11 protein-coding genes and 2 riboswitches are annotated in these 16444 nt (G+C 70.5%); of the genes, 8 read left to right on the forward strand and 3 right to left on the reverse strand.

The annotated features are described in order from the left end of the window. Window positions 1-3: 3 nt before the first annotated feature. Together OYE22_RS31185 and OYE22_RS31190 are read right to left on the reverse strand one after the other, a co-directional pair. Entirely contained in the window at window positions 4-957 is a 954-nt protein-coding gene (locus OYE22_RS31185) for an LPXTG cell wall anchor domain-containing protein (protein ID WP_277323533.1), read from the reverse strand. 29 nt (window positions 958-986) lie between these two features. Then, window positions 987-3779 (reverse strand): prenyltransferase/squalene oxidase repeat-containing protein, encoded by a 2793-nt coding sequence (locus tag OYE22_RS31190; RefSeq protein WP_277323534.1) that lies wholly within the window; start codon window positions 3777-3779, stop codon window positions 987-989. Between the two features lie 208 nt (window positions 3780-3987). Then, a riboswitch (cobalamin riboswitch) is annotated at window positions 3988-4131 on the reverse strand. 12 nt (window positions 4132-4143) lie between these two features. Next, a riboswitch (cobalamin riboswitch) is annotated at window positions 4144-4299 on the forward strand. 207 nt (window positions 4300-4506) lie between these two features. Here OYE22_RS31190 and OYE22_RS31195 point away from each other — a divergent pair. From OYE22_RS31195 to OYE22_RS31205, 3 genes are all read left to right on the forward strand, one after another. Further along, window positions 4507-5847, forward strand: coding sequence for a DUF4430 domain-containing protein (locus OYE22_RS31195; RefSeq protein WP_277323535.1), 1341 nt, complete (start codon window positions 4507-4509; stop codon window positions 5845-5847). Between the two features lie 605 nt (window positions 5848-6452). Then, entirely contained in the window at window positions 6453-6659 is a 207-nt protein-coding gene (locus OYE22_RS31200) for a hypothetical protein (RefSeq protein WP_277323536.1), read from the forward strand. A 787-nt stretch (window positions 6660-7446) separates the two neighbouring features. Beyond that, complete coding sequence (locus tag OYE22_RS31205) at window positions 7447-7764, forward strand: hypothetical protein (protein WP_277323537.1); 318 nt, start codon at window positions 7447-7449, stop codon at window positions 7762-7764. Window positions 7765-8508: 744 nt separating this feature from the next. Here the strand turns inward: OYE22_RS31205 and OYE22_RS31210 are convergent. Next, window positions 8509-9144, reverse strand: a complete 636-nt coding sequence (locus tag OYE22_RS31210) for a carbonic anhydrase (protein WP_277323539.1) — start codon at window positions 9142-9144, stop codon at window positions 8509-8511. A 604-nt stretch (window positions 9145-9748) separates the two neighbouring features. Between OYE22_RS31210 and OYE22_RS31215 the strand changes: the two genes are divergently transcribed. The 5 genes from OYE22_RS31215 (at window position 9749) to purF (ending at window position 16437) form a co-directional block, all read left to right on the forward strand. Further along, a complete protein-coding gene (locus OYE22_RS31215; protein WP_277323540.1) occupies window positions 9749-10114 on the forward strand; it encodes a DUF4440 domain-containing protein in 366 nt (121 codons plus the stop codon). Between the two features lie 567 nt (window positions 10115-10681). Next, window positions 10682-11506 (forward strand): alpha/beta hydrolase, encoded by an 825-nt coding sequence (locus OYE22_RS31220; protein WP_277323541.1) that lies wholly within the window; start codon window positions 10682-10684, stop codon window positions 11504-11506. Between the two features lie 2035 nt (window positions 11507-13541). After that, the gene (locus OYE22_RS31225) at window positions 13542-14423 is read left to right on the forward strand and encodes a hypothetical protein (RefSeq protein ID WP_277323542.1); all 882 of its coding nucleotides are present in this window, start codon (window positions 13542-13544) and stop codon (window positions 14421-14423) included. Next, window positions 14420-14965: a hypothetical protein gene (locus OYE22_RS31230; protein WP_277323543.1), complete on the forward strand. Its 546-nt coding sequence runs from the start codon at window positions 14420-14422 to the stop codon at window positions 14963-14965. Before OYE22_RS31225 ends, OYE22_RS31230 begins: the two co-directional genes overlap by 4 nt. After that, window positions 14962-16437: an amidophosphoribosyltransferase gene (gene purF / locus OYE22_RS31235; RefSeq protein ID WP_277323544.1), complete on the forward strand. Its 1476-nt coding sequence runs from the start codon at window positions 14962-14964 to the stop codon at window positions 16435-16437. Before OYE22_RS31230 ends, purF begins: the two co-directional genes overlap by 4 nt. The last annotated feature ends 7 nt before the right edge of the window (window positions 16438-16444 follow it).

A 16444-nucleotide genomic window follows, 5' to 3' on the forward strand; every position in this document is an offset into this window, starting at 1 on the left:
GGGCTACCCGGCACGCCGGCGCTTGACCGCGTACCAGGCGGCACCGCCGATCACCATGACGAGACCGGCGGTGACGGCCGCGGGCACGATCGAGCCCGTGTCGTGTGCGGCATCCCGTGCCGGTGCGGCATCGGCGATGGTCACCGACGGCGCGGGAGCGGCGAGCGCGGCACCCGGGCTGGCGCTGCCGGACGCCGAGGCCGAGGGAGAGGCTGACGCCGAGGGGGAGGCCGTGGCGCTGGCCGACGTGGACGGCGACGGTGGTGGGGAGGTGGGCTTCGCCGAGGCGGGTGGGTCCGACGGGCGCGAGGGCGCGTCGGGTCGGCCCCGCGGGGGAGCGGGGCGCTCCCGAGCCGGCTGCTCGGGAGCGGGGCCGGTGTCCACGTCGGGCGGCAGCGGTGTGGCAGTGCGGGTGTCGCGCGGCGCGGGCGCGCCGCTGGGCCGGGCGTTGTGGGCCCGGAGTTGGTCGGGGGTCACCGTCGGCCGGCCCTCGGTCCCGCCGATGTTGGTCCCGCCGAAGATCCACAGGTCCACGCTGCCGGGCTTGGGCTTGTAGAGCATCGCGCCGAGTTGGCTGTACTGCCAGTCGTTCTGGCCCGGATCGGCGTGCCAGTATGACCAGTAGGCGGAGGCTGGCGGAGTCAGGACGCAGTCCTCCTGCGCGGGCGGCGGAAACTGCTTGCCGCCCTGGTAGCCGCTGTAGCCGATGCGGCAGATGAACGCCGGGCCGTCGTGGCCGGTGCCGGTGGTGCGCCAGCCGCCCTGGTTGAGCAGCTCGTAGCCGGTGGTGGGGGTGGTGCCGCAGGAGCGGAAGATCGGCCCGCCCCAGTCGCTGAAGTCGACGGCCAGCACCGCCCCGGACGAGGTGGTGCACTGGCCGATGGGCCGCGGCGCAGCGGCTACCTGACTGGAGGTGGCGAACGCGGTGCCCGCGACCAGTGTCAGGGCACCCACCACGCGTGCGACGGCCTGTGGCACGCGGGCCCTCACGCGCTCTCTCCCGTGTCCGTCGCGGCCCGCCGCCGCGCGATGACGACCGTGCGCCAGCCGGCCAGCGACAGCAGGATGGCGGCCAGCGCCAGCCCGCCGGCCTGCACGCCGGTGGACGCCAGTGCACCGTTCGACGTGTCGACGCCGGGCCCGCCTCCGCTGGTTCCGCCGGTACCGGCGCCGCCGACGGAGCCGGTCGAGCCGTCGGCGATGCCTGGGCCGCCATCGCCCGGGGTGACGATGTCAGGAAGGCCACCGTTGCCCGGCGGCGTGTCACCCGACGGCGTGGGGGTGGGCTGGGTGCCGGTGGGCGGCTGCGGCCGGGTCCCGTTCAGATCCCGGACCAGAGTGGCGAACGAGGTGCCGACCGAACCGCCGAGCCCCTGCGTGGAGGCGCGTACGTCCGAGCCCCGTTGGCCGTCGGCCGCCACGTTGAAGCCGCCGTCGCTGTTCTGCTGGCGGGCCAGAAACTTCCGGGCCTTGGCAATCTGCGCCTGGTACTTCGACGCGTCCAACGACAGTCCCTGCACCGCCAGGGCCGCGGAGTTCACGGAGTTGCCCGAGGCACCGGGGAAGCCGCCGTCAGCCAACTGCTTGCTCGCGATCCAGGCGAGGGCTTTCTCCACCGCCTGCCGGGACGCGGCGTCCGGTACCAGGTCGAGCGCCATGGCCGCCATTGCGGTGGAGTCGACCTCGGAGTCCCCGGTGGAAGGAATCAGGCTGGGCCAGGCGCCGGAGGCGTGTTGCAGGCCGCGCAGGTAGGCGACCGGAGCGCTGGCCGCCGCCTTCTCGCCGGCCCGCAACTGGGCGATGACCCCCAGGGACTGGCCGAACACCGAGGGGGCGTAGGCGTACGCGCCCTTGGCCGCGCACTTACGCTCCGGCGCCTGGCTCGGCGCCTCGCACACCGCCGCCGCCAGCGCCGAGATCAGGTCGTGGCCCGCGAAGTCCCGCGGGTCACGCCCGACGATCTGGGCGAGCACCGCCACCTTGCCGATCGATCCACCGGCGGCGTGCCGGGTGCCCACCCCCGTCCAGTCGTTGACGGTCCGCCCCGACGAGGTGGTGTCCTTCCCCCTGCCGTCGAGGAAGTCGACGATGCCGCGCAGCGCGCCGTTGTCGTACCCCGTCGCTGCCAGGGCGTACGCCCCGTCGATGGTCAGACCGAAGTCGGCGAACCCGCTGCCGACCACGTTCTCGTAGAAGTGCCCCTGCTGAAGACGGGAGCGGTCGACCAGGTAGGCCGTCCCCTTCCTCAGGTCAGGGCCCTCCCCGGGGCGCCACGGCGGCTTGGGGCCGCTCGTCGGCGGCGTGGAGGGCTCCGTCGGGTGGGTGGTCGGCGGCTTCGGTAGATCGGGTCGCTTGGTCGTCAGCGAGGCGAGACTGGTCCGTGCCCCCGCCAACGCGGCGCTCCAGGTGGGGAAGAGCTCAGGGTCCGCGGCGCCCTCGTCGAACCCGAAGCCACCCGAGGCGGTCTGCTGCCGAGACAGCCACGACACGGCGGCATCCGCCCGGCGGGTGTCACCCAACAACCGCAGCGCCTGCGCCGAGCGGGCGCTGGCGGTCACATCGCCGCTGGTCACACCCGGGTACGCGGCGAAGGCCCCGCTGGACAACTGCGAAGTACGCAGCGTCTTACGAGCCCTGGCCACCACATCCGCGTGCCCACCGACCTGGTGGAGCGCGATGACGGCATACGGGGTGGTGGCCGGGTCGCTGTACGCACAGGTCTCACCCGCGCGGACCAGCGTCGCGCTGAACCCGCCGTCCTTGCACTGGTGAGCGGCGAGCCGGTCGACCGCCGCCTTCGGCACCGGCACACCCGACCGGTGCAGCGCCAGTACGGCCAGGGCCTGGGTTTCCACGTCGTCCACGCCGACGAAGTCACCCGCTGCCGCACAGCCCTCACCACCAGCCGTGCAGAGGCTCCCGGCGAGGTCGCCGGCCAGGTCATGGCCGCCGAACGCGCGCGGATCGCCCTCCGTGCTCGCCGCCAACAGAGCCAGCAGAGCGGCACCGATCACGCTGGGAGCGTGATCGGTTCCCTCGGGGTAGGCGAACTCCTCGGTATGCGCGGCGAGCCAGGACGTCATCTTCGTCAGCGTCTCGCTCCGGCCGCCGGCCCCGGCCACCGCCAGCGCGGTCTGCGCCGACTGGTAGAGGTGCGGGGCCTGCGCCGCCTCGTCTTGGACGTGGTCGCCGTCGGTGAGGCGGCTCGTGAGCCAGTCCCGCAGTGCCGGCAGGTCCACCTCACCTGGCTCGACATCGGGCGGAGTGTCGCCCCCGTCGCCCCCACCTCCCGCCCGCACCTGGGCGGGCGTGAACGTGGGGCCGCCGGTCGAGCCGCCCGGGGCGGTGGCGCCGAACACCCACGCCTCGACCGAGCCGTCCTTGGGCCGCTGACTCATCGCCCCCAGCGGGCTGTAGGTCCAGTAGTCCTGGCCGGGTGGGGCGATCCAGTACGACCAGTACGCCGAGGCGGGCGGGGTGAGCTTGCACGCCTCGCGGTCGGGCGTGGGGTACTGCTTGCCGTCCTGGAACTGGGCGTGGCCCAGACGGCAGATGAAGGCCGGACCGTCGTGTTCGGTACCGACAGTGCTGAAGCCCGCCTCGTGCAGCAGGTCGTAGCCGGTAGTCGGGGTGGCGTCACAGCCGCGGACGATGCCACCGCCCCAGTCGCTGAAGTCCACCGCGACCACGGCGCCCTTGGTCGGGGTGCAGGAGGCGATCGGATCGGCCGCCGCCGGTGTGGCCAGGGTGAGCGGGCCGGGCCCGAGGCCCGCTATCACCGCGAGCGCACACGCCGATGCGGCGAGGCGGGCACGCCTACCACGCACTGGTCTGCGGCCATCACGCCGGACCGCTCGGTTCCCGTACCGCAACCTCACCGCTGCTCCCCTGGCCAGTCGGCCGTGGCGGAGGCCCGCGTGACGCGGTGGGCCCGACCCAAGATCCCGGGGTCGTGCCTGCCGTACCACGCCGTAGTCCGCGACGGCGTCAGTCGCTCGGCCTCGGACCAGGTAATCCGGCTCGCCCATCGAACACTTGGGGTGCTCGATGAGCCTACGGTTGCGGGTCAGCGCCGGACTTGGACCGGCTTCCCCTGGTAACTGAGGCTGGAATCTGCCGAATTAGAGCACAGGTGCGAAATGGATGACAAGGGGGTGTCTCGGCCGGCCCGGGGCGAGTACCGTCTCTCACCGTGCCGAGCGGGGGAATCTGGTGCGAACCCAGAGCTGACGCGCAGCGGTGTGGAACGGTCGGTGGCCGATCCGAGCCCGAATGCCCGCCCGGCCCGTCATCACGGACGTCGCACCACGCGCTTGGGCGACGGCCGCGCCGCTGCCGGAGGTCGCCCAGCTCGCCCAAGGGGCCCGACAGGCAAAGCGCGAGGCCGTCTCCCCCTTCTGCCGGGAGCTCACCGACATGTCACCGATCCACACCCCGCGCCCGCACGGCCTCACGGGCAACCGTCGCGCTCTGTTCGCCCTGCCGGCGGCTCTTACTGCCCTCACCATGGCCGCCGTCCCTGCCACCGCGACCTCGACACCCGCCCAGATATCCACCTCCACAACCAACGGGGTGTCCTACCTCAGATCGCTCCAGGCCGCCGACGGCTCGTACGCGGGCGCCGGCCTGTCCAACGAGTGGGCGTTCTCCGCCTTCGCGGCGGCCGGCACCGCCGCCGTCGACGTCGCGCCAGGGGGCGACGCGACCAGGAACGCCCGTACCGTCTACCGCAACCACCTGGCCGCCCCGGGGTGGCCAGGAACCTCCCCGGTCGTCACCGACTACGAACGCGGCACCATCAACGCCTACTCCGCCGGCATCGACCCCGCGCGCGTCTCAGCCGGACGCAACCTGATCGCCGACACCTACGGACACTGGCAGAACTCGGCCCCCGGGTACTGGGGTTCGCCCACCAACTTCAACGGCACGGTCTTCGCTCTGCTGGCCCTGGCCGGCGCCAAGACCCAGTCGGGCGGCCAGCGCGTACCGCAAGCCCTGCTCGACCGCTCCGTCGCCACCGTACGGGCCAACCAGCACGACGACGGTGGTTGGAACTACAGCAAGGCCGAGGGCGACCCGGCCAAGCTCGCCGCCGCCAGCGACATCGACATGACCGGCGCCACCATGGCCTCCCTGTGTGTCTCCGGCGTCCCCGCCTCCGATCCGGCGATCACCAAGGCCAAAGCCTTCCTGAAGTCCAAGCTCATCAACGGCTCGGGGGCCTTCGACGCCATGTTCGGTGTCAACACCGACTCCAACGGCTGGGCCGTATCCGGCCTCAACGCGTGTGGCATCAATCCGCAGACCGGCGACTTCCTCACCAAGGCCGGCAAGACCCCGATCGACTTCCTGATAGCCCAACAGTTCAAGCCCGGCGGCGGCTTCAAGTACCTGCCCACGGACACCAGCCCCTCCGCCTACGCTTCCATCGACGGCCTGCGCGCCGTCGCCGGTGGCGGCTTCGCGACCGCACCTCCCACACCTACCACCGGCGCGTCCCGCTGGGTGGCGACCACCCAGTTCGCCCCGGGCACGGCAGCCCGGCTGGCCGTGACCGTGGATGACGGCACCTCGCTCAAGGTCTGCGCCGTCACCCTCACCCCGACTGGAACGACCACCACCCTGGGAGCGGTCTTGGACGCGGCCACCAGCTCCGCCGCCCCTGCCGGCTGCGTCACCAGCCTCACCCCCACCACCGGCGACGGCACCGTCACCTCCCTCAACGGCAAGACGAACAACGCGACATCCACCTGGAAGGTGAGCGTGGACGGAGCGCCGGCCAACACGGCTGCCCGTAACAAGGTGATCAACCTGGGCGACACCATCGCCCTTCGCTACGGGAGCTGACCTGACCGCTGGGCCCGGGACCGAGCGCGGGCCCAGCGGGAGGGTTCTCCGTCAGCACTGGATAACGAGCTGCTGGGGACAGCACCCAGATAGGTCCTGCTGCTATGCCGTAGCGCCGTCGATAGAATTCTGACCGAACGCGGTAAGCATTGCGAGATGTACGCTGAGCAGCGAGCAAATGGAAGAATGAGTAGATGGCTACGCACTTGTTTCATCACGTGAGGCACGCCGCTGCGCTGGGAGCTGCCCTTGACCGCCTGGGTGTGGTTTTTCGGAAGTTCGAAGAACAGGACTCCGGCTGTGTCTCCTACGGGTTATTGGCCTCGGGGCAGCGCTGGTTCGTGCAAGGCGCTACAACCCCGCAAGGGATCTCTGCTCTACGGCGTGCGATTGCACTTCACCGCAGCATTTCACACCCGGCCATAGTGCCTTTGGCGAGCTCGTTCGCCACTGAGGATGGTCTGGTGCTGGTCTATCCATGGACGAGTGGTGATGTTTTATATCACCCAACGCTTTCGCGTGTGGGAGGGCGTGCAACGTCGGGAAGTCCGATGGCTAGGTTCAGGAGCCTTCCTCTCCCTCGCATTTACGCTGCACTCAACGTCATGCTCTCTGCGCATGTGGGCGTGGAAGAAGCTGGGTTTGTCGCAATCGATTTCTATGACGGATGCATGCTCTACGACTTTGATCAGCACCGCATCAAGCTGATCGACCTGGATGAATACCGGGTAGGTCCATTTGTCTTGGAGGCCGACCGACTTCCTGGATCGAGGCGTACATGGCGCCAGAGGAGTTTGTGCGCGGATCGCTGATTGACACGCGCACTACGGTGTTCGCTCTCGGCCGGATGCTCCGTTTGCTCTTGGACGCGGGTGACGAGGAGAAGCTCTGGCGTGGGACAGGGGAACAACTGGACATCATCAAGACGGCGACCGCGGCTGACCCAGAGCACCGGTTCTCGTCTGTCCGATCATTCGTTCGCGCCTGGCAGGCGTCAGCGGGAGATGGTATGTGACCGTAGGTTTGCGGTTGTAGACAGCGGTGCGGTGGTGCGACGCGAGCTGTCGCATCACCGCACCGCTGTCGGTCATTACAGCCCACGCTGCGGCGGTCAGCCATGCTGCGGCTGCTGGGTTCAGCCAGGCAGTTGTCCCGCCGAGGCGCGGCATCTTGTGTACCTGACGGTTCAGGTGATGCACTCCGCAACACAGTCGTGAGTTCAACTGACGTATTGCGCCCCATGGGCGGCAAACGTCGCTTCGGGACCTACCGCCGAGCAGCCTTTCGGTTGGCCGTCGCTCCTCGCGCATGGCGCCCCGTCCGACCTCCCCTCGTTCGAGCGCAGGCGCCCCTCCGGCCTCACAGGATGACCAGGCCGGCGGCGTTGAGGAAGGAAGTTCGGAGTTGACGGTCAGTATTAGGGTGCGACTACGCTGGCAGTTGCCTTAACGGAGGTTGGCGGATACGAACGTGGATAACGTCAACCGTCAGGTTCGACTGAGCTTCCTGGGTTGATCAAGATCATCCTGGGCCTGACCGCCCAATCTCCGTACTCTGCGCGTTCGAAACGGAGAGACCTTGCGCCGTACGGACCAGAACATGATCGAACGACCCTACGACGGCTGCGGGCAGTGCCTGCTGGGCGTCCGCCGGCGCAACATCGTCGACTGCCTGAAAACCGGCTACAGGATGCGGGACGAGGGCAAGCTCCTCCTCACCCACGGACACGACGGCCCGTGGGATCTCAAAGACGAGAACCGCTTCACCATGGAGGCGTGGGGCGCCCAGATGGAGTTGCCGGCCATCCAGCGCCGTATCCGGGACGGCACGGTCAAGACTCGCGCGGCTGGTCGCCCCAAGGGCAAACCCTTGTACGGCTTCCGGTACGTACGTGATGGGGTGCCCGCCAGCGTGTAAGCCGGTCGGCCGCTTGAGGGCCGAAGAGTTCCGGAGCAGCCAGCCATCGCTGCCACTGGCGCACTGACTGCTGGAATCTGATGCCGAAGAAGTCATGCGGCGGGTCGATGGCATATGGAGCTGGGCGCTCGGCGCGCTCGGAGTTCCATTCACGACAGGGCATTCTCCGCGATGGACCTCACCGCCCACCACCTGCTGTCCCCCGTGAAGTACACGGTGCAGACCTCGCCGCCGTCGGCGAACTCCAGAGCGAGCTGACCTACGGCAGCCTCCACCCCCGCGCGCGGGGATCAGCCCCACATCAGGATGTGGAATACATCCATGATGGGCCATCCCCGCGCGGGGGGGCAGGTACGCGGAGTGACGCTGGACGCGTTGGACCTCGATTTTTGCAACCTCGGAACGCGACCTGTCACACAAACTTCACACGCCACCCGCAACGCCCCTCCCCCCGTAAGCCAGACCACACAGCCTAGCGACGAGCCCCACTAACACGCTTCCTTCTGTCTCGCCCGGCCGGGGTCGGTGTCGAACTCGGCGGTGACTGCGGCCACCGCATCCGCTTCGTCGTCCCCCGCCATCAGCGTCTTGACTACCAAGGCGCCGGCCGGCTTCAACCCGTTCACGGAAGAGGGCCGTGGAGCAAGCCTTGCACCATCGCGTCGACCCACCGCGCGGTCAGCGTATGGGCCAGGCCGGCGGGCTCAGCCCCGCTCCCCTCGGTGAGCGGCGCGGCCGGATCGGTCAGGACGCGGCGGGGGCCACCGCGTCCAGACCTCGGGCGGCGACGAGTTGTGCGCTGCCGTCGGCCAGGCGATAGGACAGCCCCACCACCGCCAGGCGGCCGTCGGCCACCGCATCGGCCAGGACGCGGGAGCGTTCGAGGAGCAGGTCCACGGTGTGCTCGATGTGCTCGGCCAGGATCTCCTCGGCCGTCTCGCGCCCGGCGGCGCGGGCTGCCAGCACGCTCGGGGTCACCCGTTCAACGATGTCCCGGACGAAGCCGCCCGGCGTCTGCCCGTCCTGCAGAGCGGAGCAGGCCGCGGCGACGGCGCCGCACGAGTCATGGCCGAGGACGACGACCAGGGGCGCCTTGAGGACGCTCACGCCGAACTCGATGGAGCCAAGGACCTCCGTGCCGGTGACGTGGCCGGCGGTGCGGACGACGAACAGGTCGCCCAGGCCGCGGTCGAAGATGATCTCGGCGGCCAGCCGGGAGTCGGAGCACCCGAACAGTACGGCGAAGGGCTGCTGGGACGGTGCCGTCTCGGTGCGGCGGGTAGCGTCCTGGTTCGGGTGATCGGGGGTGCCGGAGACGAAGCGCTGGTTACCGGCCATGAGCAGCTCGAAGGCCTCGCGGGGCGTCTGGGTCGCAGTCATGGCCGCAGCCTACGAGGCGGCAGCAGCCCTGGCTGTGACCGGTCCCGCCGGAGGGCACCATCTCAGGTGATGATGCCGAACCCAGCGTGAGCACCAGGCGCCGGGCGGGGGGTGCCCTTCGAGGCCGAATCTCCGCGCGCGGTGCAGGGCCCACCCCGCTCGCGGGGAGCACCACCATTCGATGACTGGGTCCTGGTGTCCATCCCCGCGCGCGGGGACCAGATGCGGATGGCGGTCGGGATCCACTCCCCGCCGGGTCCACCCCCGCAGTGGGGAGAACTGGTGCTCGACCTGGCCGGCGGCGCGGCGGGAGCCATCCCCGCGCGCAGGGAGCAGTTCGCCGCGTACCCGGTCCCGGGGGTGATGCTGGGGCCAATCCCCACGCACGGAGCAGCGCCGCGACAGTCGCCGGTTTCGCAGCGCACGGGGTTGGCTTCGTTCACGTTTGGCGGCAGCACTTGTGCATGCTTTTCGGAGGCAGTTGGTGATCACTCCATCGAGAGATGTTCGCGAGTTTTGATGGCGCCGTCGTGCCGTCGTGCCGTCGTCGCGGTGAGTGGTCAATTCACTGTGCCTGGGCAAGCAGCGTCCGTAGGGTTTGTGCATGACGGATGAGAGTGAGCAGGCCGTGCAGGCGGCCATCGACGGGGAGTTGCGGCTTCTCGATCCCGAGGTGCGTGCCTCCCCGGCCCATGTCCTGGAGCTTCTGGACCCGGAGTTCACCGAGATCGGGGCTTCCGGACGCCGGTGGGACGTGGAGTCGATCCTCACGGTGACGAGCGGCGGCTCGGTCTCCCCAGAGTCTCCGGTCAAGGTCAGCGAGATGTCCGGCATCGTCCTCGCTCCGGGCGTCGTTCATCTGACGTACTTCGCCGACAACCAGGGCCGTCGGGCATGGCGGAGCTCTTTGTGGCGCCTGACGGAGACGGGCTGGCGGATGTACTTCCACCAGGCCACTTTGACCGGTTGAGCGGGTAGGACTGCCGACCGGGAGGGCGGCGGTCACCCGCCGAATCGTGCGGCTTCAGCTGGCCGTGGCTGGCGCTTCCGCTCGCGCGCGGGTGCTGGCGAGGCGATAGCGCCCGCCGGGAGCCGGCGCACCGCAGCGCCTGACCGTCTGGCTGTAACCCTCGACCCGGCGGGCGCTGCAGTGGCCAGCCCGCGGAGGCCATCCCGCGGGGGCGAGGTGGTTCGCCGAGGGAGAAGGCGTCCAGCCAGGCCGGGCGTTCGCCCAGGCGCGCGCTATCCGGCGGGCGCCCCGGCCGCACCGTGGTAGCCGACGCGACACTCCGCCGGGCACAGGCTCCGGCCCGTCACCCGGTCCCGGGCGCACACACCACGTACGACCTCAGCCCGGCCCCGATCACCCCGTCGACTCAATGGCAGCGGGCGTGGGCCCGCCCGCTCCGCCCCGGGCTCCTTCTTGCCAGGGCACCGGACGCGTCCCCCGGGGGTCCTACGAGCGGAGGATGTGCCGGCTGCTTCAGCTGCAGAAATTGGGTGGACTGGCCTTGATGCACTGTGCAACGTTCCTGGCATGCCGAGCGAGATATCCCCGTCAGAGTTCTTCGGAGCCACAGCGTCGTTGGAGTCCTTCGACGGCACCGACATCAGCTATCGACAGCTCGGCTCGGGGCCACCGGTCGTCATGGTCCACGGCTCCGGCGGTGGACTGCACTCCTGGCAGCCGGTGGCCGAGCACCTCGCCGACCAGTTCAAGCTTTGGATACCCGCCCGCCGCGGGTATGCCCCGAGCGGGCCGGGCCGATCGCCGAAACGCTTTGCCGACGAGGTGGGGGATCTTGAGGCACTGATCGCTAAGATCGGCAGTCCCGTGCACCTGGTCGGTATGTCCTACGGAGCCTCCGTCGCCCTGCACGCTGCGGCAGCTGGACTGCCGGTTCGCTCGCTGGTGCTGTGGGAGCCACCTCTGTACGCGGCCGGCGAAGAACTGACACCTGTACTGGGCGAGTTTTCGGCGCTGACCGCGAACGGTGACCGGCGGCAAGCCGATCGGTTGCTGGCGGAGAAGGTAGCCCGCGTTCCGGCCGTGCTTCTGGACCTCATGAATGCGGGCGAGCCCGCCGATAACGAACCCGATGACGCGCCCGGTTGGCTCCGTGACCTCGAGTCGATGGCCGCCGACTCGGTGGACGTGGAGCGCTGGTCCGCGATCAGCGTCCCAACACTGCTGATGCGGGGCGCCGACACCTGGCAGCCGATGCCGGCGACGCTCGACCGGCTCGCGACCGCACTGCCCCACGTCACCTACACGACGTTCCCCGGCCAGATGCACTTCGCGCCCTCGGTTGTCCCCGAAGCCGTGGCGGCGGAGATCGCTCGCTTCCTGCCGCGGTCCTGAAGCCGTCCAGGAACCGGGGGCCAAGCTGGTCACGTCACGACCTGAGACACAGGCGGATCGCGGCGACGGTGACGGTGCCGTGTTCGGTGACCTCGCAGTCACTCAACCGGATGACCTCGCGGATGGGGCTGTCACACCGCGACCATCTCGCAGCGGCGATCGGCGCGCTGGTCCCCGGCCGGCTTGGCGCGGTTCGCGGATCTCACCTGAAGGCCATGGCGTTCAGTTCAGCCACCGTCACAGCCAGTACGGCCCCCGCACCCTATGAGACGAGGTCACCCACGCCCACCAGCGATGAGCCGTGGCAGGCCGGTCAGCCATCGCAGACCACAAGATCATCATCATGGCGGGCACGAGAAGACCGATCGCGACGCGACGGCACGGGACCACCGGCAAGCGGCCGACGCGGCCGGCCTTCCATGCCAGCAACGGCCCCGAACGACACCCCGGCGCACTATCGATGGACAGGTAAACCGGCTCACACGCTCCAGCTCCCCGAACTCTTCGCGCCGGCGGACCGCACCCACGAGCCCGGGCCGCGCCACCGCTCGACCGGAACGCGCCGCGCCGCTGTCTGGGCCGCCGGCCGGCTCGACCAGGCGCCTCGCGAAGCCTGGCGCACCACATCTCCGGCCAACCCTCCCAGCCCGACGCGGTAACCGAGGAGAAGTCCACTTGTGGGGTCTGACGGAGCAGCGCCCGTGGTCGCGGTGTAGCGCGAGCGGAAGGGGTCCATCCCAGCGCGCGGGGAGCAGTGCACGGTGCCGAGCCATCCGTCTCTCAGCTCGGGGCCATCCCCGCGCGCGGAGCAGGACTTCTTGGCGACCTTGGCGACCTTGGCGGCGGCGGCAACCCCGTGGCCGTGCCCGGCGTCGACTGACACGCACAGGTAAGGGGGCCTCGCGCCGGGACAACCGGCGTGAGGCCCCCTTTCTCGTTCTGGGTTCGTACAGTTCGAAGGGGTCCGGCAGCCGCGGCGGGCCGTCCTGGGTACCCGGGGTGGGACCCGCCTGCGTATCCGACGCGTAGTCGGCGTTGAGCGTGTCCGCTCCATCCGGCCGACTGTTATCGCGCAGTCGCCCCCTCTACGGGCGAGACGCGTGTCACATCCGGCAAGTCCGCCGTCCGCGTTTATTGGCAAGGGTTGTCAGGTGCGCAGAGCAGCACTCTTGTCGCTTACGGCGGCCGGGCAGGTCAAGACGGTGCCAATTCGGAGAGCCGCTTGTCACTTTGAGATTCTTCGTAAGGCTGGCTCTCCTGCGTTACGCACCGGAAACTTGAAGGACATACCAGTACGGGGGCGTTGACTTACAGGTCGCAGCACGGGGGCATTGCTGCGACTTCCACAGCCGTCCAACGGATGCCCCGTTCGGTATTCTGGGCGGGTGTTCGCGGGGGCTCGGGCGCATCGCCTCACCACACTCCTCATGCCCTTCGCACGGACGTGATATCCGTGTTCGCAACCGCCAGCACCCGGCGCTTTCAGGCCATCGCTGACTTTCCGTTGGAGTTGTGATGCAAGAACACCGCGTGAAAACCCTCACCCGGCCACCGTTTCAGAAGCGATGAACGGGCCCTCAGCATGGTGACCAGCCCGGCGTTTGAGGAATTCCGCGCGTCCGGCGGAAGCTCCGCTTAGCCGACGGCGAAAAGACGGCACCCCTACGGTGTTCGTCTCGGCCCACCCACCTGCCTTCCTTTTTCCCGCCGGTCTCTCGTCCACGCTCGGCGTCCCCAGCTTTCCCACGCCGACGGACATGTCCTGGCTCTCCGCCGCCTCATGTGCGCCCGCCCCGGATAGCGCGACCCCCGGCGGTGATCCCGGCGCCGCGCCGGACACGCTTGGGCCAGGCGGCGGCAACCGCCTCCGCGGTCTCCCCGTCTGGCCCCTCCCGCCCGATTCGCCCAGTACCACAGCCCTTTCCACCGTCCGCGTGCGCCTCTGCTGACGCCGACGGACGCACCACCTCGTACGCGCGTCGGCCTCGCCACAGCCATCCGGCCCGGGCCGCCGCGCCGGTCAAGGAGGCCGGTCATGACCACCCAGCAAGCCACCGCACAGCTGTCCGATGTCCAGGACCGCGTGCTCGACGACGTCCTCGTCGGCATGCCGTACAACAGCGCGTCCCAATTCCACGAGTACTACGGCACCCGGGCCGCCCCCGAACGGTTCGGCGCCTCCTGCGCGTGGCAGTCGTTCGCCGCGGGCCACGCGGTCGCCGAACGCACCGGGGTCGAGGCCGACTACCTCATAGACGGCCGCCATGTGGCGGCCGTCTACCGCGATCCGGAGTGCGTCACGCTGCTCGACCCGTACCTGCTGCACCAGCGCCCGCCGCGCCTGGAACGCGCGGCGGCCGTCGACGGCGAGGTGCGGGTCACGGTCGACGCGTACCCGCTCCGCGTCCGGGCAGACGGCTCGCCCGCGCCCGCCCGGATGCGGGCGACCTGGCTGCTCGACGACGACTCGATACGCCTGGACTACGTGCGGTACAGCCCGCGGCGCGGCCACAACGTCCTGTCGCGTTCGTTCACGCTGCGGCCCGACGTCCGGCTCGCCGCCGTACCGCCACCCGCCGAATGGGTCAGGCCGCTGCTCGTCCACCCCGAACAGCACAGCGTCTCGGTGCGCGTCGTCCACCCCGACACCCGGCGGATGGCGGAGCTGATCCTGCCGTTGGCACGGGCGCACGGCGGGGCGGCCGCCGGGGCCTCCGCGCTGGTGACCAAGGACAACCAGGGCGTGGTCAGCGCGTACGGCAGCGCTGCCTTCCAGCGGGACGCCGAGCTGGTGGCCGACGCGGTCCAAGCCACGGAGGCGGACGTCACCGCGTTCCTGCTGGAGGCTGCCGCGATCCACCGAGCCGTGGCCCCCGCCGGACTCGAACTGGCCGCGTACTCCCTGGAGGACGAATGACCGCGCCACCCGCCGCACGCCGCCAAGCCCGCTCGTTCTTCCTCGCCGGGACCATGCAGGGCGCCCGCCCCGGCGCGCACGTCACCGATCAGTCGTACCGCGCGGCACTGACAGCCGCCATCACCGAGCGCAGGCCGGACGCGCTGGTCCACGACCCCGGGGTGATGATGCGCGACTGGCTCGCCGGGCATCCGGCCGACGTACGCGCCGCCCACGCGGCCCTCGCCGCACGGCAGACCATCCACCGCCGCGAACTCGGCCCGGAACTCATCGAGCTGACCGACCTGTTCCACCAGCTCACCCAGCTCGCGGCGGACAGCGACGTCTGCGTGGCGTGGCTGCCGGGGCACGAGCCGAGCATGGGAACGGCCGCCGAGATGCTGTCCGCCTACCGTGCCAGGACCACCGTCGTCACCATCACCGAGATGCGGCAGAACCTCGCCGTGCTGTCCTGCTCGACCCTCATCCTGCCGGACCTGGACGCCTTCACCGCGTGGCTCGACAACGCCGGTGACGCCAGTGCCGTCGGTGACGCCCCATGAGCGACGGGCCCACCGCGGACAAGCCGCGCGAGGCGTGCGGAGTCGCCGGAGCCCGCGGGCCGACGGGCCGGCACGCGGACCTGGTGCGCGAACTGCTGCTCGCGCTCCAGCACCGGGGCCAGGAGACGGCCGGCATCGCCGTGGGCACGGGCGACTCCCTCGTCGCCCAGCATGGCGCCGGGCTGGTGGCCGAAGCACTCGCCGACATCACCGCCCTGCCCTCGGGACCGCTGGCCGTCGGCCATGTCCGCTACTCCACCGACGGCGCGCGGGGCGGTCTGGCCGGAGCGCAGCCCATCGTGCTGCCCGGGCGCGCACTGGCCGTCGCGCACAACGGCACCCTCGTCAACAGCCGCCCGGACCCCCGCGCGCCGGGCCCGGGGCACGGGTCTGGAACGACCGACAGCGAGCACCTCGCCCACCTCCTGGCCGACGAGACGGCGGCCACCGGCGGCGATCTGCACGCCGCCCTGCACACAGTGCTCCCCCGGCTGGAGGGCGCGTACGCGCTCGTCCTGTCGGACGGCCAGGAACTGATCGGCGTGCGCGACCCGCACGGCTTCCGGCCGCTCGCCCTCGGGATGCTCGGTGACACCTGGCTGCTGGCCTCGGAGACGGCCGCCATCACCGCCGTGGGCGGTGACGTCGTCCGCGAGCTGGAGCCTGGCGAGGTGCTGGCCATCGGCGCCCGGGGCAGCCGCAGTTCCCGGCTGGCCGCGCCCGACGCCAAGACGGCGGCCTGCCTGTTCGAGTACGTGTACTTCGCCCGGCCCGACTCCGAGCTGTCGGGCCGCAGCGTCTACCGGTCCCGTTACCGGGCCGGGCAGGCACTGGCCGACTACGCCCCGCCGCCGCCCCGGCGCGGAGCCGAGCCGCCGGTGGTGGTCGCCACGCCCGATTCGGCCCGGGTGGCCGCGGACGGCTACGCCCAGCGCGCCCAACTGAGCACCGTGCAGGGCCTGTCGCGCTCCGGGGCGACCGGGCGCAGCTTCATCGAACGTGACCAGCGCTCCCGGGAGGCGCTGGTCCGCAGGAAGCTCTCCCCGGTCCCCGCCGCGGTCGCCGGGCGGCAGGTGGTGCTCGTGGACGACTCGCTCGTCCGCGGCACCACGATGCGTACCGTAGCGGGAATGCTGCGCCGGGCCGGGGCCGCCGAGATTCATCTGCGCATCGCCTCGCCGCCGTACCGCTGGCCGTGTTTCTACGGCATCGACACCGGCGACCCCGCCGAACTGCTCGCCGCCCGGCTGCCGGTCAGCGCGATCGCCGGGCAGCTCGACTGCGACACGGTGGCCTTCCTGCCGCTCGACCGGCTGATCGCCGCGACGGGCGGGGACCCCGGTAACTACTGCGCCGCGTGCCTCACCGGCCGCTACCCGACCGCTGTTCCCGCCTCCCCCGTCAGTCTGCCGCTCCCTGCCGTGCGGCCGGACTCCGACTCCGCCCTCGCGTTCCCAGGACGTGCCGAATGAGGAGAAC

It is taken from the genome of Streptomyces sp. 71268 (assembly GCF_029392895.1).
Lineage (GTDB): Bacteria > Actinomycetota > Actinomycetes > Streptomycetales > Streptomycetaceae > Streptomyces.

Excerpts from the sequence above, each read along its gene's own strand:
- OYE22_RS31205 (WP_277323537.1), top strand. The coding sequence starts at position 7,447 with ATGATCGAACGACCCTACGACGGCTGCGGGCAGTGCCTGCTGGGCGTC.
- OYE22_RS31195 (WP_277323535.1), top strand. The coding sequence starts at position 4,507 with ATGGCCGCCGTCCCTGCCACCGCGACCTCGACACCCGCCCAGATATCC.
- purF (WP_277323544.1), top strand. The coding sequence starts at position 14,962 with ATGAGCGACGGGCCCACCGCGGACAAGCCGCGCGAGGCGTGCGGAGTC.
- OYE22_RS31225 (WP_277323542.1), top strand. The coding sequence starts at position 13,542 with ATGACCACCCAGCAAGCCACCGCACAGCTGTCCGATGTCCAGGACCGC.
- OYE22_RS31230 (WP_277323543.1), top strand. The coding sequence starts at position 14,420 with ATGACCGCGCCACCCGCCGCACGCCGCCAAGCCCGCTCGTTCTTCCTC.
- OYE22_RS31220 (WP_277323541.1), top strand. The coding sequence starts at position 10,682 with ATGCCGAGCGAGATATCCCCGTCAGAGTTCTTCGGAGCCACAGCGTCG.
- OYE22_RS31210 (WP_277323539.1), bottom strand. The coding sequence starts at position 9,144 with ATGACTGCGACCCAGACGCCCCGCGAGGCCTTCGAGCTGCTCATGGCC.
- OYE22_RS31200 (WP_277323536.1), top strand. The coding sequence starts at position 6,453 with ATGCTCTCTGCGCATGTGGGCGTGGAAGAAGCTGGGTTTGTCGCAATC.
- OYE22_RS31215 (WP_277323540.1), top strand. The coding sequence starts at position 9,749 with ATGACGGATGAGAGTGAGCAGGCCGTGCAGGCGGCCATCGACGGGGAG.